The 19,898-nt window shown below is 46.7% G+C and carries 12 protein-coding genes, 1 tRNA gene and 4 rRNA genes; 3 read left to right on the top strand and 14 right to left on the bottom strand.

Annotated elements, in window-relative coordinates:
* Positions 1-44: 44 nt before the first annotated feature.
* From EAE30_RS06570 to dusA, 12 genes are all read right to left on the bottom strand, one after another.
* Positions 45-1,588 (bottom strand): 16S ribosomal RNA (locus EAE30_RS06570).
* Between the two features lie 410 nt (positions 1,589-1,998).
* A 5S ribosomal RNA gene (gene rrf, locus EAE30_RS06565) occupies positions 1,999-2,114 on the bottom strand.
* A 130-nt stretch (positions 2,115-2,244) separates the two neighbouring features.
* A 23S ribosomal RNA gene (locus EAE30_RS06560) occupies positions 2,245-5,134 on the bottom strand.
* Positions 5,135-5,486: 352 nt separating this feature from the next.
* Positions 5,487-5,562 (bottom strand) — tRNA-Glu (locus EAE30_RS06555).
* Positions 5,563-5,668: 106 nt separating this feature from the next.
* Positions 5,669-7,212 (bottom strand): 16S ribosomal RNA (locus EAE30_RS06550).
* The 16S, 23S and 5S rRNA genes sit together here with 1 tRNA gene alongside, the layout of an rRNA operon.
* A gap of 637 nt (positions 7,213-7,849) precedes the next feature.
* Positions 7,850-8,605 carry a phosphoadenylyl-sulfate reductase gene (locus EAE30_RS06545; protein WP_123015240.1) on the bottom strand — a complete coding sequence of 252 codons (756 nt, stop codon included), beginning with the start codon at positions 8,603-8,605 and terminating at the stop codon, positions 7,850-7,852.
* Positions 8,598-10,328 (bottom strand): assimilatory sulfite reductase (NADPH) hemoprotein subunit, encoded by a 1,731-nt coding sequence (gene cysI, locus EAE30_RS06540; RefSeq protein WP_123015239.1) that lies wholly within the window; start codon positions 10,326-10,328, stop codon positions 8,598-8,600. The genes EAE30_RS06545 and cysI overlap by 8 nt, the downstream gene beginning before the upstream one ends.
* Entirely contained in the window at positions 10,328-12,145 is a 1,818-nt protein-coding gene (locus EAE30_RS06535; RefSeq protein ID WP_123015238.1) for an assimilatory sulfite reductase (NADPH) flavoprotein subunit, read from the bottom strand. The genes cysI and EAE30_RS06535 overlap by 1 nt, the downstream gene beginning before the upstream one ends.
* Positions 12,146-12,248: 103 nt before the next feature.
* Positions 12,249-12,482 (bottom strand): hypothetical protein, encoded by a 234-nt coding sequence (locus EAE30_RS06530; RefSeq protein WP_390258242.1) that lies wholly within the window; start codon positions 12,480-12,482, stop codon positions 12,249-12,251.
* A 70-nt stretch (positions 12,483-12,552) separates the two neighbouring features.
* Positions 12,553-13,212, bottom strand: coding sequence for a TIGR04219 family outer membrane beta-barrel protein (locus tag EAE30_RS06525; RefSeq protein ID WP_164711811.1), 660 nt, complete (start codon positions 13,210-13,212; stop codon positions 12,553-12,555).
* A gap of 85 nt (positions 13,213-13,297) precedes the next feature.
* Complete coding sequence (locus tag EAE30_RS06520) at positions 13,298-13,501, bottom strand: envelope stress response protein PspG (RefSeq protein WP_164711810.1); 204 nt, start codon at positions 13,499-13,501, stop codon at positions 13,298-13,300.
* Positions 13,502-13,641: 140 nt separating this feature from the next.
* Positions 13,642-14,616 (bottom strand): tRNA dihydrouridine(20/20a) synthase DusA, encoded by a 975-nt coding sequence (dusA, locus tag EAE30_RS06515; RefSeq protein ID WP_123017280.1) that lies wholly within the window; start codon positions 14,614-14,616, stop codon positions 13,642-13,644.
* 427 nt (positions 14,617-15,043) lie between these two features.
* On the opposite strand from dusA, the gene zur reads away from it, so the two are divergent.
* Together zur and EAE30_RS06505 are read left to right on the top strand one after the other, a co-directional pair.
* Entirely contained in the window at positions 15,044-15,499 is a 456-nt protein-coding gene (gene zur / locus EAE30_RS06510) for a zinc uptake transcriptional repressor Zur (protein WP_123015234.1), read from the top strand.
* Positions 15,500-15,521: 22 nt separating this feature from the next.
* Entirely contained in the window at positions 15,522-15,986 is a 465-nt protein-coding gene (locus EAE30_RS06505; RefSeq protein WP_123015233.1) for a chemotaxis protein CheX, read from the top strand.
* Positions 15,987-16,074: 88 nt separating this feature from the next.
* On the opposite strand, the gene pgi is transcribed toward EAE30_RS06505, so the two are convergent.
* Entirely contained in the window at positions 16,075-17,727 is a 1,653-nt protein-coding gene (pgi, locus tag EAE30_RS06500) for a glucose-6-phosphate isomerase (RefSeq protein ID WP_123015232.1), read from the bottom strand.
* 257 nt (positions 17,728-17,984) lie between these two features.
* Here pgi and EAE30_RS06495 point away from each other — a divergent pair, with 257 nt between their 5' ends.
* Positions 17,985-18,410 (top strand): secondary thiamine-phosphate synthase enzyme YjbQ, encoded by a 426-nt coding sequence (locus EAE30_RS06495; RefSeq protein ID WP_123015231.1) that lies wholly within the window; start codon positions 17,985-17,987, stop codon positions 18,408-18,410.
* A 57-nt stretch (positions 18,411-18,467) separates the two neighbouring features.
* Here EAE30_RS06495 and EAE30_RS06490 read toward each other — a convergent pair whose 3' ends face one another.
* Positions 18,468-19,874 (bottom strand): replicative DNA helicase, encoded by a 1,407-nt coding sequence (locus EAE30_RS06490; RefSeq protein WP_123015230.1) that lies wholly within the window; start codon positions 19,872-19,874, stop codon positions 18,468-18,470.
* Between the last annotated feature and the right edge of the window lie 24 nt (positions 19,875-19,898).

Here is a 19,898-nt window from a genome sequence, read left to right as displayed (position 1 = left end):
CCATATCAATCTGTGTGAACACTCATCGCAATAATCATTCGTATTAAGGAGGTGATCCAGCGCCAGGTTCCCCTAGCGCTACCTTGTTACGACTTCACCCCAGTCATGAACCACAAAGTGGCAAGCGCCCCCCCGAAGGTTAAACTACCTGCTTCTTTTGCAGCCCACTCCCATGGTGTGACGGGCGGTGTGTACAAGGCCCGGGAACGTATTCACCGTGGCATTCTGATCCACGATTACTAGCGATTCCGACTTCATGGAGTCGAGTTGCAGACTCCAATCCGGACTACGACGCACTTTTTGGGATTCGCTCACTTTCGCAAGTTGGCTGCCCTCTGTATGCGCCATTGTAGCACGTGTGTAGCCCTACTCGTAAGGGCCATGATGACTTGACGTCGTCCCCACCTTCCTCCGGTTTATCACCGGCAGTCTCCCTGAAGTTCCCACCCGAAGTGCTGGCAATCAAGGATAAGGGTTGCGCTCGTTGCGGGACTTAACCCAACATTTCACAACACGAGCTGACGACAGCCATGCAGCACCTGTCTCAGAGTTCCCGAAGGCACCAAAGCATCTCTGCTAAGTTCTCTGGATGTCAAGAGTAGGTAAGGTTCTTCGCGTTGCATCGAATTAAACCACATGCTCCACCGCTTGTGCGGGCCCCCGTCAATTCATTTGAGTTTTAATCTTGCGACCGTACTCCCCAGGCGGTCTACTTAACGCGTTAGCTCCGAAAGCCACGGCTCAAGGCCACAACCTCCAAGTAGACATCGTTTACGGCGTGGACTACCAGGGTATCTAATCCTGTTTGCTCCCCACGCTTTCGCATCTGAGTGTCAGTATCTGTCCAGGGGGCCGCCTTCGCCACTGGTATTCCTTCAGATCTCTACGCATTTCACCGCTACACCTGAAATTCTACCCCCCTCTACAGTACTCTAGCCTGCCAGTTTCAAATGCTATTCCGAGGTTAAGCCTCGGGCTTTCACATCTGACTTAACAGACCACCTGCATGCGCTTTACGCCCAGTAATTCCGATTAACGCTCGCACCCTCCGTATTACCGCGGCTGCTGGCACGGAGTTAGCCGGTGCTTCTTCTGCAGCTAACGTCAAGAATGGTGTCTATTAAACACCACCCCTTCCTCACTGCTGAAAGTACTTTACAACCCGAAGGCCTTCTTCATACACGCGGCATGGCTGCATCAGGCTTGCGCCCATTGTGCAATATTCCCCACTGCTGCCTCCCGTAGGAGTTTGGGCCGTGTCTCAGTCCCAATGTGGCTGATCATCCTCTCAGACCAGCTAGAGATCGTCGCCTTGGTGAGCTCTTACCTCACCAACAAGCTAATCTCACCTGGGCATATCTTGACGCGAGAGGCCCGAAGGTCCCCCTCTTTGGCCCGAAGGCGTTATGCGGTATTAGCCATCGTTTCCAATGGTTATCCCCCACATCAAGGCAATTTCCCAGGCATTACTCACCCGTCCGCCGCTCGTCAGCAAAGAAAGCAAGCTTTCTTTCTGTTACCGCTCGACTTGCATGTGTTAGGCCTGCCGCCAGCGTTCAATCTGAGCCATGATCAAACTCTTCAATTAAAGTTTTTTGTGGCTCAATGAATACTGACTTCAAAACTAAAATTCATCCGAAGATGAACGTAATTTTAAAGCTATTACTATTCCAACAGAATAGTAATGAATTGACTGTGCCGCTATTATTTCTACTCTTGAAAAAGTAAAATCAAAACCGCTCAAGGCTGTTTCTTAATAGCTTTGGTCACTCAGTTCATTGAAACCAATTGTGCTTCCTAAGAAGCTATTGATTATCATCAACGAGTGCCCACACAGATTGATAGGTTTAAATTGTTAAAGAGCGTGGCTTTCTGTACCGAAGTACTCAAGCGAGGTGCGTATAATACGCGTTACACTTTGAAAGTCAACATAAAATTCTAAACATTTAAAACTTTATGGTGACTTGCTTAATTCTTCATCAAGCAAGCGAGATTAAAGCTTGGCGATGACCTACTCTCACATGGGGAAACCCCACACTACCATCGGCGCTATTTCGTTTCACTTCTGAGTTCGGCATGGGATCAGGTGGGGCCAAAATGCTATGGTCGCCAAGCAAATTCTTTATGACTACCGCTTACGCGATACTCATGCAATCTGGAAAGCTGTTTTTATGACTTCTACAAAGCCGTTCTCACACACTCAAGTACTCATTTGAGTCCGTTACAAAACCTTTTTGGTGTTGTATGGTTAAGCCTCACGGGCGATTAGTACAGGTTAGCTCAACGCCTCACAACGCTTACACACCCTGCCTATCAACGTTCTAGTCTCGAACAACCCTTTAGGACGCTTAAAGCGCCAGGGAGAACTCATCTCAAGGCTCGCTTCCCGCTTAGATGCTTTCAGCGGTTATCGATCCCGAACTTAGCTACCGGGCAATGCGTCTGGCGACACAACCCGAACACCAGAGGTTCGTCCACTCCGGTCCTCTCGTACTAGGAGCAGCCCCTTTCAATTCTCCAACGCCCACGGCAGATAGGGACCGAACTGTCTCACGACGTTCTAAACCCAGCTCGCGTACCACTTTAAATGGCGAACAGCCATACCCTTGGGACCGACTTCAGCCCCAGGATGTGATGAGCCGACATCGAGGTGCCAAACACCGCCGTCGATATGAACTCTTGGGCGGTATCAGCCTGTTATCCCCGGAGTACCTTTTATCCGTTGAGCGATGGCCCTTCCATTCAGAACCACCGGATCACTATGACCTGCTTTCGCACCTGCTCGAATTGTCATTCTCGCAGTTAAGCGGGCTTATGCCATTGCACTAACCTCACGATGTCCAACCGTGATTAGCCCACCTTCGTGCTCCTCCGTTACTCTTTGGGAGGAGACCGCCCCAGTCAAACTACCCACCAGGCACTGTCCTCATTCCCGATAAGGGAACCAAGTTAGAACATCAAAACTACAAGGGTGGTATTTCAAGGACGGCTCCATACAAACTAGCGTCTGCATATCAAAGCCTCCCACCTATCCTACACATGTAGGTTCAATGTTCAGTGCCAAGCTGTAGTAAAGGTTCACGGGGTCTTTCCGTCTAGCCGCGGGTACACTGCATCTTCACAGCGATTTCAATTTCACTGAGTCTCGGGTGGAGACAGCGTGGCCATCATTACGCCATTCGTGCAGGTCGGAACTTACCCGACAAGGAATTTCGCTACCTTAGGACCGTTATAGTTACGGCCGCCGTTTACCGGGGCTTCGATCAAGAGCGTCGACCGAAGTCTAACCCCATCAATTAACCTTCCGGCACCGGGCAGGCGTCACACCGTATACGTCATCTTACGATTTTGCACAGTGCTGTGTTTTTAATAAACAGTTGCAGCCACCTGGTATCTGCGACTCTTTTCGGCTCCAAGAGCGAGTCTCTTCACCTATATAGAGCGTACCTTCTCCCGAAGTTACGGTACCATTTTGCCTAGTTCCTTCACCCGAGTTCTCTCAAGCGCCTTGGTATTCTCTACCCGACCACCTGTGTCGGTTTGGGGTACGATTCCTTACAATCTGAAGCTTAGAGGCTTTTCCTGGAAGCATGGCATCAATGACTTCACACCCTTAGGTGCTCGACGTCGTGTCTCAGCCTTGAGTATCCGGATTTACCTAAATACTCAGCCTACGCACTTGAACCTGGACAACCATCGCCAGGCCCACCTAGCCTTCTCCGTCCCCCCATCGCAATTGTAAGAAGTACGGGAATATTAACCCGTTTCCCATCGACTACGCTTTTCAGCCTCGCCTTAGGGGTCGACTTACCCTGCCCCGATTAACGTTGGACAGGAACCCTTGGTCTTCCGGCGTGGGGGTTTTTCACCCCCATTATCGTTACTCATGTCAGCATTCGCACTTCTGATACCTCCAGCAGACTTCTCAATCCACCTTCAACGGCTTACAGAACGCTCCCCTACCCAATACGATAAATCGCATTGCCGCAGCTTCGGTTTATTACTTAGCCCCGTTACATCTTCCGCGCAGGCCGACTCGACTAGTGAGCTATTACGCTTTCTTTAAATGATGGCTGCTTCTAAGCCAACATCCTAGCTGTCTGAGCCTTCCCACATCGTTTCCCACTTAGTAATAATTTGGGACCTTAGCTGGCGGTCTGGGTTGTTTCCCTCTCCACGACGGACGTTAGCACCCGCCGTGTGTCTCCCGGATAGTACTTACTGGTATTCGGAGTTTGCAAAGAGTTGGTAAGTCGGGATGACCCCCTAGTCTTAACAGTGCTCTACCCCCAGTAGTATTCGTCCGAGGCGCTACCTAAATAGCTTTCGGGGAGAACCAGCTATCTCCGAGTTTGATTGGCCTTTCACCCCTAGCCACAAGTCATCCGCTAATTTTTCAACATTAGTCGGTTCGGTCCTCCAATTGATGTTACTCAATCTTCAACCTGCCCATGGCTAGATCACTCGGTTTCGGGTCTATATCCAGAGACTGTGCGCCCAGTTAAGACTCGGTTTCCCTACGGCTCCCCTAAACGGTTAACCTTGCCACTGAATATAAGTCGCTGACCCATTATACAAAAGGTACGCAGTCACCCCATAAAAGAGGCTCCTACTGCTTGTACGTACACGGTTTCAGGTTCTATTTCACTCCCCTCACAGGGGTTCTTTTCGCCTTTCCCTCACGGTACTGGTTCACTATCGGTCAGTCAGGAGTATTTAGCCTTGGAGGATGGTCCCCCCATATTCAGACAGGATATCACGTGTCCCGCCTTACTCGATTTCACCATAAATACGTTGCCGGTTACGGGGCTATCACCCTGTATCGCGTGCCTTTCCAGACACTTCACCTGACGCATAAATGGCTTAAGGGCTAATCCGGTTTCGCTCGCCGCTACTTCCAGAATCTCGGTTGATTTCTTTTCCTCGGGGTACTTAGATGTTTCAGTTCTCCCGGTTCGCCTCATTAACCTATGTATTCAGTTAATGATACCTGCTTATGCAGGTGGGTTTCCCCATTCGGACATCGTAGACTCAAGTGGCTCTTACTGCCTCATCTACGCTTATCGCAAGTTAGTACGTCCTTCATCGCCTCTGACTGCCAAGGCATCCACCGTGTACGCTTAGTCACTTAACCATACAACCCAAAAAAGTTTTGGACTGATGAATCAAATCACCAAGGTTTGTCTGCATAACTCTTTGCTTTCACTTTGAAAAGTGAAGACAAAAAGGACATGTTGCAGACTCGATATTGCCGGACTCAATTTTGAATATTCACTGCAAAGCAGTGAATCCAAGAACACTTGAATGTGTTTTTGTTTATTTCGTCTAGAACACTAGATGAAATAATTGAGAACTTTTACAAATACTCTTCTAAAAGAGTATTTTGTCAGCTTTCCAAATTGTTAAAGAGCAATGTGTCTTTTCTTTACTAATTACTAGCAAATGAAAACACCATTTTTAAGAGCACAAACTGATGCACTTAAAGATGGTATCCCGTAGGGGAGTCGAACCCCTGTTACCGCCGTGAAAGGGCGGTGTCCTAGGCCTCTAGACGAACGGGACACAATAGTTTCTCGCCATCAAAGGAGGGCAGAGGAGTTAACGCGGTGCTCTCTATAACTAAACCGTATCAATCTGTGTGAACACTCATCGCAATAATCATTCGTATTAAGGAGGTGATCCAGCGCCAGGTTCCCCTAGCGCTACCTTGTTACGACTTCACCCCAGTCATGAACCACAAAGTGGCAAGCGTCCCCCCGAAGGTTAAACTACCTGCTTCTTTTGCAGCCCACTCCCATGGTGTGACGGGCGGTGTGTACAAGGCCCGGGAACGTATTCACCGTGGCATTCTGATCCACGATTACTAGCGATTCCGACTTCATGGAGTCGAGTTGCAGACTCCAATCCGGACTACGACGCACTTTTTGGGATTCGCTCACTTTCGCAAGTTGGCCGCCCTCTGTATGCGCCATTGTAGCACGTGTGTAGCCCTACTCGTAAGGGCCATGATGACTTGACGTCGTCCCCACCTTCCTCCGGTTTATCACCGGCAGTCTCCCTGAAGTTCCCACCCGAAGTGCTGGCAATCAAGGATAAGGGTTGCGCTCGTTGCGGGACTTAACCCAACATTTCACAACACGAGCTGACGACAGCCATGCAGCACCTGTCTCAGAGTTCCCGAAGGCACCAAAGCATCTCTGCTAAGTTCTCTGGATGTCAAGAGTAGGTAAGGTTCTTCGCGTTGCATCGAATTAAACCACATGCTCCACCGCTTGTGCGGGCCCCCGTCAATTCATTTGAGTTTTAATCTTGCGACCGTACTCCCCAGGCGGTCTACTTAACGCGTTAGCTCCGAAAGCCACGGCTCAAGGCCACAACCTCCAAGTAGACATCGTTTACGGCGTGGACTACCAGGGTATCTAATCCTGTTTGCTCCCCACGCTTTCGCATCTGAGTGTCAGTATCTGTCCAGGGGGCCGCCTTCGCCACTGGTATTCCTTCAGATCTCTACGCATTTCACCGCTACACCTGAAATTCTACCCCCCTCTACAGTACTCTAGCCTGCCAGTTTCAAATGCTATTCCGAGGTTAAGCCTCGGGCTTTCACATCTGACTTAACAGACCACCTGCATGCGCTTTACGCCCAGTAATTCCGATTAACGCTCGCACCCTCCGTATTACCGCGGCTGCTGGCACGGAGTTAGCCGGTGCTTCTTCTGCAGCTAACGTCAAGAATGGTGTCTATTAAACACCACCCCTTCCTCACTGCTGAAAGTACTTTACAACCCGAAGGCCTTCTTCATACACGCGGCATGGCTGCATCAGGCTTGCGCCCATTGTGCAATATTCCCCACTGCTGCCTCCCGTAGGAGTTTGGGCCGTGTCTCAGTCCCAATGTGGCTGATCATCCTCTCAGACCAGCTAGAGATCGTCGCCTTGGTGAGCTCTTACCTCACCAACAAGCTAATCTCACCTGGGCATATCTTGACGCGAGAGGCCCGAAGGTCCCCCTCTTTGGCCCGAAGGCGTTATGCGGTATTAGCCATCGTTTCCAATGGTTATCCCCCACATCAAGGCAATTTCCCAGGCATTACTCACCCGTCCGCCGCTCGTCAGCAAAGAAAGCAAGCTTTCTTTCTGTTACCGCTCGACTTGCATGTGTTAGGCCTGCCGCCAGCGTTCAATCTGAGCCATGATCAAACTCTTCAATTAAAGTTTTTTGTGGCTCAATGAATACTGACTTCAAAACTGTTATTTACCGAAGTAAATACGTAATTTTAAAGCTATTATCATCATCCCTTATAAATAAGAAGAGAATGATAATGAATTGACTGTGCCAAGATTAACAAGGTTAATCTCGATTGGTCACTCAGCTCATTGAAACCAATTGTGCTTCCTAAGAAGCTATTGATTATCATCAACGAGTGCCCACACAGATTGATAGGTTTAAATTGTTAAAGAGCTATCTTCCAGAGTAACAGACGTTACTGCGAAAGAGGCGGCTATTCTATAGATTTTAAAGTTCGTGTCAAACACTTTTTTAACTCTTTTTTTAGCCTATCGACTTGGCTAACTTTCGTTGAACGCTTGTTGGCGCCTGCCCTGTCGATGGATGTGCATTATAGAGATCTTCATCACGACCGCAAGGCCTTTTTGCAGAAAATTGCAAAAACGATGCTTAAGCGCTTCATTTTCGCTCAAAGGCGTATTTATCCATATTTAAACAGAGGAAGGGAACAGGTTATCCACAGAGTTATCCCATCAACTCCGCTTTTTATCTACCGTCGAATAAAAAAAGCTGTCTTACGACAGCTTTTTATTGTTATCAAAGGCCAATCTCTATTAGCGATTACTCAACATCGTCATGGAGACCACATTCACGTTTCAGCCCAAAGAATCGAGTTTCCTCTTCTAACATTCCCGGTTGCCATTTTTGAGTCGTGTGAGTATCCCCGACAGATAAGTAACCTTCCTCCCATAAAGGATGATAATTCAGACCGTGCTCTTTTAAATAGTAGTGAACATCTTTATTGCTCCAATCCACAATCGGAAGGAATTTGAACACGCCATTCTGAATCGCGAGGATCGGTAATCCGGAACGCGACTGAGATTGCTCACGGCGCAAACCGGAAAACCACGTGCCCACCTGAAGATCTTCCAAAGCTTGGTGCATGGGCTCGACTTTATTTATGCGGTTGTACTTTTCTAGACCCTCGATGCCTTGTTCCCATAATTTGCCATAACGAGCCTCTTGCCAAGCTGGTGACAGTTTTCCTCTATATATATGTAGATTCAAATCTAGCTTGTCAGTCAGCTCATCAATAAAGCGGTACGTTTCTGGAAAGAGATACCCCGTATCCGTTAAAATGATGGGAGTCTCAGCCCTTTCTGTCACCACTAGATGAAGCATGACTGCTGCTTGGATACCAAAACTCGATGTCAAAGCATGCGTATCAGGCAAATGCTCTAAGGCCCACGCTATACGCTGTTGAGCAGACAGAGACTCAAGTGCCGTATTGATTTCAGCAAGGTGTAAACTTTGCTGAGCCTTCGAGAGTGAAAGCATGTCATTCAAGTCTGCCACTGTAAAATTACGCTCAAGCATGAAAATCCCTCTTCGAAACCACCACTTCTTGAATCACATTTGAGCGGATCATGAAATCACCGAAGCCTTCATCCGTTTCACGTTCACTCACCCAACGTGCGATCAACTGATCTAACTCAGCAAGGATTTCATCAACACTGATATTCTCCCGATACATTTTCGGTATGCGCGTTCCCTCTCGATTACCACCGATATGTAAGTTATAACGCCCCGGCGCTTTACCAACTAAACCGACTTCAGCAAGCATCGCACGTGCGCATCCATTCGGGCATCCTGTAACCCTCAAGATAATGGTGTCAGATTTCGGCACCTTATGCTTATCAAGTAATGCTTCCACTTCCGTGACAAACGTCGGTAAAAATCGTTCCGCTTCAGCCATGGCTAAAGGGCAAGTAGGTAAAGAGACGCAGGCCATTGAGTCTTTACGTTGTTGAGAAACGTCATCATTAATTAATCCGTACTGACGAGCAAGATGATCAATCTGCGCTTTCTGCTCTTCTGTCACACGTGCAATGATCAAGTTTTGGTTGGCCGTCATACGAAAATCACCGGTATGAATCTTGGCAATTTCGGCCATGCCCGTTTTCAACGCTTTGTCGGGATAATCTAGCAAGCGACCATTCTCGATAAACAACGCGAGGTGATGAAGCCCGTCAATTCCTTTCGACCAACCAATGCGGTCCCCTCTTTCGGTAAACGTATAAGGACGCACATCTTGGAAATTGACGCCAGCGCGACGCTCAACTTCTTGTTTGAACACATCGATGCCTACTCGATCTAACGTATATTTCGTTTTGGCATTTTTACGATTGGAACGATTCCCCCAATCTCGTTGTGTCGACACCACCGCTTCAGCAATCGCGAGCGTATCCTCCAAGGCAATAAAGCCAAACTCATCGGCACGACGTGGGTATGTCGAAGTATCACCATGAGTCATTGCTAAGCCACCGCCCACTAACACATTAAATCCCACCAGCTTGCCGTTATCGGCAATCGCGACAAAATTTAAGTCGTTGGCGTGCACATCCACATCATTGTGAGGTGGGATAACAACCGTTGTTTTAAATTTTCGTGGTAAATAGTTTGAGCCTAGAATCGGCTCTTTGTCCGTTTCCTCTACTTTCTCCCCATCAAGCCAAATCTCCGCATAGGCATGAGTCTTAGGAAGCAAGTGTTCACTGATTTTTTTGGCCCACTCGTAAGCCTCTTGATGAAGCTCAGACTGCATCGGATTTGCCGTACACAGAACATTGCGGTTCACATCACCAGCCGTGGCAATCGAGTCAATACCAATTTTATTGAGCATTTGGTGCATCGACTTAATATGCGGTTTTAACACACCGTGAAACTGAAAGGTTTGACGCGTCGTTAAACGAATACTGCCATACAGAGTATTTTCTCCAGCAAAGCGATCAATCGCGAGCCACTGCTCTGGCGTAATAATACCGCCAGGCATACGCGCACGCAGCATGACATTATGCAATGGTTCGAGCTTTTGCTTGTTACGTTCAGCACGAATATCACGATCGTCTTGTTGATACATACCGTGAAAGCGGATCAATTGGAAATTGTCTGCGGTAAACCCGCCAGTGATCGGATCCTGCAAATCTTGAGCAATAGTGCCTCTTAAGAAATCACTTTCTCCTTTAAGGCGCTCATTGTCTGAAAGCGGACCTAATTCTTCACCGAGAACCGTTTGGACGACATTGTTATTATTGCTCATTAGTACACATCCCTTTGGTAACGTTTCGCTTTACGTAATTCATTGACAAACTCTTCGGCGTCTTCTCTTGATAATTCGCCTTGCTGCTGAGCCACCAGCACTAATGCTTCATGAACATCTTTTGCCATGCGATTGGCATCACCACACACATAGAGGTAAGCCCCGTCTTGTAACCATTGCCAAACCGTCTCCGCTTGTTCAAGTAAACGATGTTGGACATAGATCTTTTCTTGTTGATCACGACTGAACGCGACATCCATTCGAGTCAATAATCCCGATTTTAAATACTTCTGCCATTCCACTTGATAAAGGAAGTCTTGAGTGAAGGTGCGATCGCCGAAAAATAACCAGTTGGCCCCAGTGGCTTGACGATCATCCCTCTCTTGCAAGAAGCTTCGGAACGGTGCAATGCCAGTACCAGGGCCAATCATGATGACGAGGGTTGTATCATCATCGGGCAATTTGAAATTCGTATTGTGTTCAACAAAGACAGAGAGCGTATCGCCTTCTTCTAAACGCTCAGTCAGGAAGCTAGACGCACCTCCTTGATGAACCTGCCCATCCACATCGTATTCGACCAACCCGACCGTTAAGTGTACTTCCTCTTCGACTTCACTTTGACTGGAGGCGATAGAATACAGACGTGGTGTCAATTGACGTAATGACGCCAGCCATTGTTCAGCATCGACGGTTATTGGGAACTCTTGCAACACTTCGACAATCTGCTTGTTCGCTGCATAATGACGTAGGCCATCCGGATCGGTCACTAACTGATGAAGCTGAGTATTGTCAGTATACTGTGCAATGTGACGAATCCATTGTGGGTTGGATGCCGTCACTTCATACTTAGCGATCAGTGCCTGTCTTAAAGACAGGGATTCACCTTGAACAACGACCGTTTGTTCCCCATCAAGTTGGAGCTCATTTAATATTGTATCAACCAATTGAGGGTCATTTTCATACCATACGCCCAAGGCATCACCGGGTTGATAGTGAATACCCGATCCCTCTAGATCGATTTCAATATGTTTGACCGTTTTATCCGACTGACGTCCCGTGATCTTCTGTTGAGTAAGCAAGGTGGCCGAAAAAGGAGATTGACGAGAATAGTCGGAAGAGTGACTGGTTGCAGCACTCACCGTTGCGGCGCTTGCTGGATGAGTTTGTGATATCTCATCACTCACTTTGTCTAGAATATCCGTGATCCAAGTGTCTGCGGCCTCTTCATAATCCACATCACAATCCACACGTTCGAGAAGACGCGTTGCACCGAGCTTTTCTAGGAAGTGATCAAAGTCTTTCCCTGTTTGACAGAAGAACTCATAACTCGAATCCCCCAAGCCCAATACGGCATATTGCACTCCGTCAAGTTTCGGGGCTTTCTTAGATTGTAGGTACTCATGCAAGATTAGCGCGTTGTCTGGCGCCTCACCCTCACCATTCGTTGAGGCAACAAAGACCACATGCGTCTCTTTCGCTAATTGCTTACCTTTGTAATCATTGGCGTCCACCAACGAGACAGGCAGACCCAGCTGATTCGCTTGCTGCATCAGCTTTTCGGCAACGCCTTTCGCATTGCCCGTTTGCGATGCATAAATGATGGTCAATGTTTGTTGATTAGCACTGCTAGAGACCGGGGCGGCCATAGTGGATATGCCCGATGCTTGCTGGCTCAACGCCCACAAGTAACCACCAGCCCAGGCAAGCTGAGTTGGCGTCATCGTCGATACGGTTTGATTAAGCTGCTGGAAATGGACATCATTTAACGGACTCGTCAGCCCGCCATTATGCTCTGATTGATTATTTCCTGATGACATAGTCACGAATTCCCTCTTCTTTGTATGCCTACAGGGTAACCATTCAAAGAAATAACCAGAAAGAATCAATCAGCATGTTTTATAACTTTTTGGAAGAAATCAGTCACTCGAACTTTTGAGATTCGATCCGGACTTGAGTGAAGCCCACCTTCATCGCCGATTGAGAAGCCCGTTCAGCATTGGGGTAATGTCTCTCTTCACCCAGTTCATCAGTCAATAACACTAATTCTCCACACTGATGACGAAACTCCACAATCCATCCCCCCTCAAGCGACGACGGTTCGATTATCGCTTCAAGCAATTGATGCTCACGATACAGTGTCTGCAGCTCAGTCATTGTCATATTCGCCTCACTTTTTTGGCACTCAGTTCATCACTCAATCTTTACTATATTGAAAAACTGTCGATTAAAACGTCAGCAAAACCCCAAAAAACCAACCGGATATTTTAATTGCCTGAGGATCATCAAACTGCGGAGACAAAGAGAGGTGATTCAGATCGAGCTGACTATTACGATACCCACTCTGCACAGCAAGTTCCCCCGTTTGGATGGGAAGTAACCATTGTAATCCCAATGACCAATCCTGATACTCTAGATCACGGCTTCCATCGAGTTGCGTTTGAATGTCACCAAACAGCGCCCATGGCCAATAAGGTAAGTCAACCTCTCCATAGGCGTATAAAGAAAGAGGATCACCATCAAACTCATACATACGGCCATCTTGCCCTAAATACTCTCCTCGGTTAAAGGAGGTCATAGTGAGACCTATATCAAAGCGAACAAACGGTTGTTGAAGCCATCGATAATACCCTGTGTAAGCCACGGCATCATAGGCCACATCACTCTCATCAAGATTGGTATAACGTATGGAGACATTAGGAAGAATGGGAAAGCCATGCTCTAAAGACAGGGATAAAGAAGGCACGTTCGTAGGCTGGGAACGAGCCCCTGAACCTTGAACTTCACCAAGCCATACCTGAGTGCCGACTTGGGTGGAATAAAAAGGGTCAACAGCGTAAGTAGAAAACGCAACAAAAAATAGTAGGCAGCATCCTAGGATTTTCATAATGGGCATCCACAACTGATAAATCGATCATTTTTATTCAGTATAGTGAATGGTAGCTAAGATGCTGATCTTTTCTCTTCTTCCGTTAACGATACCCATAACGACGGTATAGCCAAATGCCAGCACAGACTAACACCAACCATGGCAGAATCTTAATAACGGTACCCAACATACTGATCAAAAAGACCACACCTAGTGCCACCGCTAAAGACACAACTAAGTTAATTTTACTTAACCCAATGCTCCATAATGTGGCGAAAAAAGAAAATAAAAATACAACTGCGTACATAACTTGCCTCTTAAACGTTAATCGTAAAAAACTTCTCTTGAGTTCTTTTATAAAATGACGCGTCATTCTAAATGAAATGTGTAAAAACACTCGCGCCTTATTCTTTCTCGGAGTTCAAAGGCCGTAAACAGGAATGGATATCACACATCCAACTCTTGGTACGGCACTTTTGCCAAAGCCTGCTCTAGCACTTCAATGCCGGCCCCTTTTTTATGAGCATTCTCGCTAATATAACGTCGCCACTGACGAGCGCCCGGCATATTCTGGAACAGTCCAAGCATATGGCGAGTAATATGCCCCAAATAGCTGCCGTTAGATAAAGCCTGCTCAATATACGGATACATATCTTTTACCACTTGAGAGCGCTTTTTAATCGGTGTATCTAAACCAAAGATCTCACGATCGACCTCAGCCAATAAAAATGGATTTTGATAAGCGGCTCGTCCAATCATAACACCATCAAGGTGCTCTAAATGTTCCTTCGCTTCTTCTAGCGTTTTAATGCCGCCATTAACCGCAATGTTCAAATCAGGAAAGTCTTGCTTAATTTGATAAGCACGCGAGTAATCAAGAGGAGGAACATCGCGGTTTTCTTTCGGGCTCAATCCACTTAACCACGCCTTACGCGCATGAATCGTAAATTGATGACAACCACCTTGCTCAGAAATGATACGCATAAATTCACATAGAAACTCATAGGAGTCCATCTCATCAATGCCAATCCGCGTTTTAACGGTAACCGGAATATCAACCACTGCTTTCATCGCCGCGACGCAATCCGCGACCAATTGAGGTTCCGCCATCAAACACGCACCAAAACGACCATTTTGCACACGATCAGAAGGACATCCCACATTTAAGTTGATCTCATCATAACCGCGCGCTTGCGCTAACTCAGCACACCGTGCGAGATCGTTAGGATTCGAGCCACCCAACTGTAATGCCACTGGATGTTCTTCCTCGTTATAGCCAAGAAAGTCACCTTTGCCATGAATGATAGCGCCCGTTGTTACCATCTCGGTATACAACAAGGTTTGAGAACTTAGCAGGCGGTGGAAATAGCGACAGTGTCGGTCGGTCCAATCCAACATGGGTGCAACGGAAAAGCGCTGCATAGGAAACGGTTTAGCAATATCAGGGATCGACACGAATGTACCTCTACTTGTAACTGATCAATATGTTCCGCTGCTCAATCCACTCATTGTGTGCATATCGAGCATCGGAACCTAACACCTTCTAGGTGACTTCTCACCCAAGACAATGGGCGGATTATACACATTGCTTGGCAAACATACATAGCGACACGAGCCGACTTCCCATCAAATTTAGCCTGATATCCACCATTAGGAGGTAATGACTTTTCGCGACATTTTGTTAAAATCGCAACTTCTTGATAAATGATATTGTTTATCCAATAGAATAAATAATTGGACGTATACATTGAAAGAATCTATGTTAGTGGGACCCGCTCATTTTGGATAATTCTTTGTGAAATCGCTATTAACTGGCGAAGTAGTATATGATTACTAAAGTCCATCTGTAATGGTGATGAAATTGGACAATACGCAAACCCAGCAAATTGAAGAGATATGCGCAGCACGAGGCGTGCGTCTGACCACTCAAAGAAAGCGAGTATTTGAACTCATTTGTGCAAGCAAGAAATCTTTCAGTGCTTATGAGCTCCTTGAAGAACTGAAAAAGAGTGAGCCCCAAGCCAAGCCGCCTACGGTCTATCGTGCGCTAGACTTTTTGATGGAGCAAGGTTTCATTCATCGAGTTGAGTCCACTAATAGCTTCATTTCTTGTGGCTCGTGTAACGGACATGAGCATTTTTCACATCTATTGATATGTGACAAATGCAATAACGTCATAGAACTACAAAGTGATACTCTAGTTTCTCTATTAAAAAATAATGCGGAGCAACACGGTTTTCAGATCCAAACTCATGTCATCGAATCTCATGGGATCTGCCACACTTGTTCCTCTCAATCAATGTGATCAAACGAACAGAAGAAAGGTTATGCGCGCTGAATTTGTGAACCCGTTTTTAGCATCGTTAATGAACGTACTAAAAACCATGGCTTCTTTGGAATTGAAGCCACAAAAGCCTCGCCTAAAAAAAGACGAGATTGCTCGAGGTGACGTTTCCGGGTTAATCGGAATGGTTGGGCCGCAGACACGTGGTTCGATGTCGATTACATTCGATGAAAGCCTCGCCATTGAAATTATGGAAAATATGCTCGGCGAAAGACCCAATGGTATCAATGAAGAAGTCACTGATATGGTCGGTGAAATCACCAACATGGTGACTGGCGGTGCCAAACGCATTCTGGCCGAAAGTGGCTTTGATTTTGATATGGCAACACCTGTAGTCGTTGCTGGTCGCGGCCATACGATCCGCCATAAATGTGAAGGCTCAATTATTCTAATGCCTTTTTCTTCCCAATGGGGAAACGCCTTCATTGAAATTTGTTTCGAGTCTTAAGCGACTCAACCTCATCTCATTGCATAAAAAAGCGGAGGGTACTGAGTACCCTCCGCTTTTTTGTTGGTGTGCAACTGACTGTATTACATTAATCGCGCAACTGCTTAAATGTATTGATCAAACCATTGGTAGAAGAATCATGAGATAGCACGGGTTCTTCGCTTTCAAGTTCAGGCAGGATTTGGTTTGCTAACTGCTTACCTAATTCCACACCCCATTGATCAAACGTGAAAATATTCCAGATCACCCCTTGTACGAAGATCTTATGTTCATACATCGCAATCAAATGCCCCAGAGAACGTGGCGTAATTTCTTTAAGCAGAATAGAGTTAGTAGGACGATTCCCTTCAAACACTTTAAAAGGCACTAACTCATCAATCTCAGCCTGTGATTTACCCGCTTTGACTAATTCATCGGTCACGGTTTCAGCCGATTTACCAAACGCCAATGCTTCAGTCTGGGCAAAGAAGTTCGACATCAACTTCTGATGATGATCGCCTGTCGGATTATGCGTTTTCGCAGGTGCGATAAAATCACAAGGGATAATCTTAGTCCCTTGGTGGATCAATTGATAAAACGCGTGCTGACCATTCGTGCCTGGTTCACCCCAGATGATAGGACCCGTTTGGTAAGTCACTGGATTACCGTTACGATCCACATACTTACCGTTTGATTCCATATTACCTTGCTGGAAGTAAGCGGCAAAGCGGTGTAAATATTGGTCGTAAGGCAAAATCGCTTCGGTTTCACAGCCGTGGAAATTGTTATACCACACACCAATAAGCGCCAAGATCACCGAAATATTATCTTCCAGAGGCGTCTCAACAAAGTGCTGATCCATTTCATGAGCACCGGTCAGTAACTCAACGAAATTATCGTAGCCGATAGAAAGAATGATCGAGAGACCAATTGCAGACCATAGAGAATAGCGGCCGCCGACCCAATCCCAGAACTCAAACATGTTATTGGTATCAATACCAAATTCAGATACCGATTTGGCATTGGTTGATAACGCAGCGAAGTGCTTCGCAACATGTTCTACATCCTTTGCCGATTTCAAGAACCAATCCCGTGCCGTGTGCGCATTGGTCATGGTTTCTTGGGTGGTAAAGGTTTTTGACGCTACGAGGAACAGTGTCGTTTCTGGGTTCAACCCTTTCAGTGTTTCTTCAATGTGCGTGCCATCCACATTCGACACGAAGTGCATATGTAAATGATTTTTGTAAGGAACCAGTGCCTCAGTGACCATATAAGGCCCCAAATCAGAACCACCGATACCAATATTCACCACATCGGTAATGGCTTTGCCTGTGTACCCTTTCCACTCCCCAGAAATCACGCGCTCAGAGAATGCTTTCATCTTCTCCAAGACCTCATTCACAGCAGGCATAACGTCTTTGCCATCCACCATCACAGGTGTATTACTGCGATTACGTAATGCGGTATGCAATACAGCTCGATCTTCGGTGCGGTTAATTTTCTCGCCGTTAAACATGGCGTGAATAGCACTGTTAATGTCGATTTCATTGGCAAGTGCGAACAGATGCTGCATCGTTTCGTCATTGATTAGGTTTTTAGAATAATCAACGAAGAAATCTGGGCCAAAATTCGCCGAGAATTTATTAAAGCGTTCGCTATCTTGGGCGAATAAGGTGTTTAAATCCATGTCCTGTGCGCTTTCAAAATGCGCAGTTAATGCTTTCCAAGCCGCTGTTTGTGTAGGGTTGGTATTTTTCAGCATAATGTCTATCCCGATCTAACAGTTGGTAGTCTACCCCAAGGCGGTATCTCGCCTTAAGGATCCCTGATTACATTGCCATGCCGATAATTGTCACGGCTTTATACATTATTTTTTTAAGCCTAAAATTATGGCTGATATGACGTTAAAACATTTTGAGGTAAATCAGAAACCGTCGTGATGATGCCATATCTTAATGGTTCGACACTCACCATAACGCTATACTGGCCAACAAACAATAGACAAGGAAAGACTTCATTATGTGGCAACAACAACGTATTCAGTTGCGTGCTTATCCACGCGGCTTTCACTTGATAACGCGAAAGATAGAAAAGCAGGTCCCTGATATTGCTTCTATCTCTGTCGGTTTATTGCATGTGTTTATTCAACATACCTCCGCCAGTTTAACCATTAATGAAAATGCCGATCCGACCGTACGCGAGGATCTTGAGCGCCATTTTAACCAATCGGCGCCGGAACGGGCTCCCTATTATCAGCACACCTACGAAGGAGACGACGATATGCCAGCACATATTAAAGCGTCGACGTTAGGCAGTAGTGTGACCATCCCGATTCATCAAGGACGTCTCGCACTGGGGACCTGGCAAGGTATCTATTTAGGTGAGCACCGTAATCACGGCGGAGAAAGAACGTTAATGGTGACTTTGCAAGGGGAAGCGTTATAACGAAGAGACCAAAGGATGGGCTAGCCTGCCCATCCTCAGCATGGTGCTTATGTCGCGCTATTCATCATCGAAGGCGGGACCGGCATAATTATCAAATCGCGAATATTGACCTTGGAAAGTCAAACGCACGGAACCAATCGGGCCATTCCGCTGCTTACCTAAGATAATCTCGGCCGTTCCTTTCAACGCACTATCAGGGTGATAGACTTCATCACGATAGATAAACATGATCAAATCGGCATCTTGCTCAATAGAGCCCGATTCACGTAAGTCCGAGTTGACTGGACGTTTATCGGCACGTTGCTCCAACGAACGGTTCAACTGCGATAACGCGACAACAGGCACATTCAACTCTTTCGCCAAGGCTTTTAAGGAACGTGAAATTTCTGCAATCTCTAACGTCCGGTTATCCGACATCGATGGCACGCGCATCAGCTGTAGATAGTCGACCATTATCATGGAAAGTCCACCATGTTCACGCGCAATACGGCGCGCGCGCGAACGCACTTCCGTTGGGGTTAAGCCGGAGCTGTCATCAATGAACATGTTTTTCTTCTCCATCAAAATCCCCATGGTCGAAGAAATACGCGCCCAGTCTTCATCATCCAACTGCCCCGTACGAATTTTGGTTTGATCCACCCGTGATAACGAGGCCAACATACGCATCATTAACTGCTCAGATGGCATTTCCAACGAGAAAATTAAGACCGGTTTGTCTTGCTCCATCGCCGCATTTTCACACAGGTTCATCGCAAAGGTGGTTTTACCCATGGATGGACGTGCCGCGACAATCACCAAATCCGAACCTTGTAATCCGGCGGTTTTTTTATTGAGATCAGTAAACCCAGTATTCACGCCTGTCACGCCATCCTGAGGCGTTTTATACAACTGCTCAATACGCTCTAGGGTTTTCTCTAAAACGTTATCAACCGCTTGTGGGCCCTCATTTTCACTGGTTTTCGCCTCAGCAATCGCAAAGACTTTACTCTCCGCTAAATCCAACAGATCTTCGGAAGAACGTCCTTGCGGATCATACCCTGCGTCAGCAATCTCATTCGCGACACCGATAAGATTTCGCACCATGGCCCTTTCGGCCACAATATCAGCATAAGCATTGATATTGGCCGCACTCGGCGTGTTTTTCGCGAGATCGGCTAGATACGCAAACCCACCGACATCGTCTAGGTGCTCACGCAGCTCTAAATGCTCAGATAAAGTGATAAGGTCAAGCGGTTTGCTCTCTTCCAGAATGGACTTCACCGCTTCAAAAATTAAACGATGGGGACGACTATAAAAGTCATGCGCAACGACGCGCTCAGAGACCGTGTCCCAGCGCTCATTATCTAGAAGGAGTCCCCCAATAACAGATTGTTCAGCCTCTAAAGAATGAGGCGGGACTTTGATCGCGTCCACTTGTGGATCATACGGTTTACGATTTCGATTTTCGTTTCTGGGTTCAGCCATGACTTCACTCTGTAACACTTAATG

It is taken from the genome of Vibrio zhugei (assembly GCF_003716875.1).
In the GTDB taxonomy this organism is placed as follows: Bacteria; Pseudomonadota; Gammaproteobacteria; order Enterobacterales; family Vibrionaceae; genus Vibrio; species Vibrio zhugei.
The sequence above is the reverse complement of the archived record's forward strand: the minus strand, read 5'-3'. Positions and strand labels throughout refer to the sequence as shown.

What these genes read in the sequence shown, in the direction of transcription:
- EAE30_RS06505 (WP_123015233.1), top strand. Translation starts at nt 15,522, where the DNA reads ATGCGCGCTGAATTTGTGAACCCGTTTTTAGCATCGTTAATGAACGTA.
- zur (WP_123015234.1), top strand. Translation starts at nt 15,044, where the DNA reads ATGGTGATGAAATTGGACAATACGCAAACCCAGCAAATTGAAGAGATA.
- pgi (WP_123015232.1), bottom strand. Translation starts at nt 17,727, where the DNA reads ATGCTGAAAAATACCAACCCTACACAAACAGCGGCTTGGAAAGCATTA.
- EAE30_RS06545 (WP_123015240.1), bottom strand. Translation starts at nt 8,605, where the DNA reads ATGCTTGAGCGTAATTTTACAGTGGCAGACTTGAATGACATGCTTTCA.
- EAE30_RS06535 (WP_123015238.1), bottom strand. Translation starts at nt 12,145, where the DNA reads ATGTCATCAGGAAATAATCAATCAGAGCATAATGGCGGGCTGACGAGT.
- dusA (WP_123017280.1), bottom strand. Translation starts at nt 14,616, where the DNA reads ATGCAGCGCTTTTCCGTTGCACCCATGTTGGATTGGACCGACCGACAC.
- EAE30_RS06525 (WP_164711811.1), bottom strand. Translation starts at nt 13,212, where the DNA reads ATGAAAATCCTAGGATGCTGCCTACTATTTTTTGTTGCGTTTTCTACT.
- EAE30_RS06520 (WP_164711810.1), bottom strand. Translation starts at nt 13,501, where the DNA reads ATGTACGCAGTTGTATTTTTATTTTCTTTTTTCGCCACATTATGGAGC.
- EAE30_RS06530 (WP_390258242.1), bottom strand. Translation starts at nt 12,482, where the DNA reads ATGACTGAGCTGCAGACACTGTATCGTGAGCATCAATTGCTTGAAGCG.
- cysI (WP_123015239.1), bottom strand. Translation starts at nt 10,328, where the DNA reads ATGAGCAATAATAACAATGTCGTCCAAACGGTTCTCGGTGAAGAATTA.
- EAE30_RS06490 (WP_123015230.1), bottom strand. Translation starts at nt 19,874, where the DNA reads ATGGCTGAACCCAGAAACGAAAATCGAAATCGTAAACCGTATGATCCA.
- EAE30_RS06495 (WP_123015231.1), top strand. Translation starts at nt 17,985, where the DNA reads ATGTGGCAACAACAACGTATTCAGTTGCGTGCTTATCCACGCGGCTTT.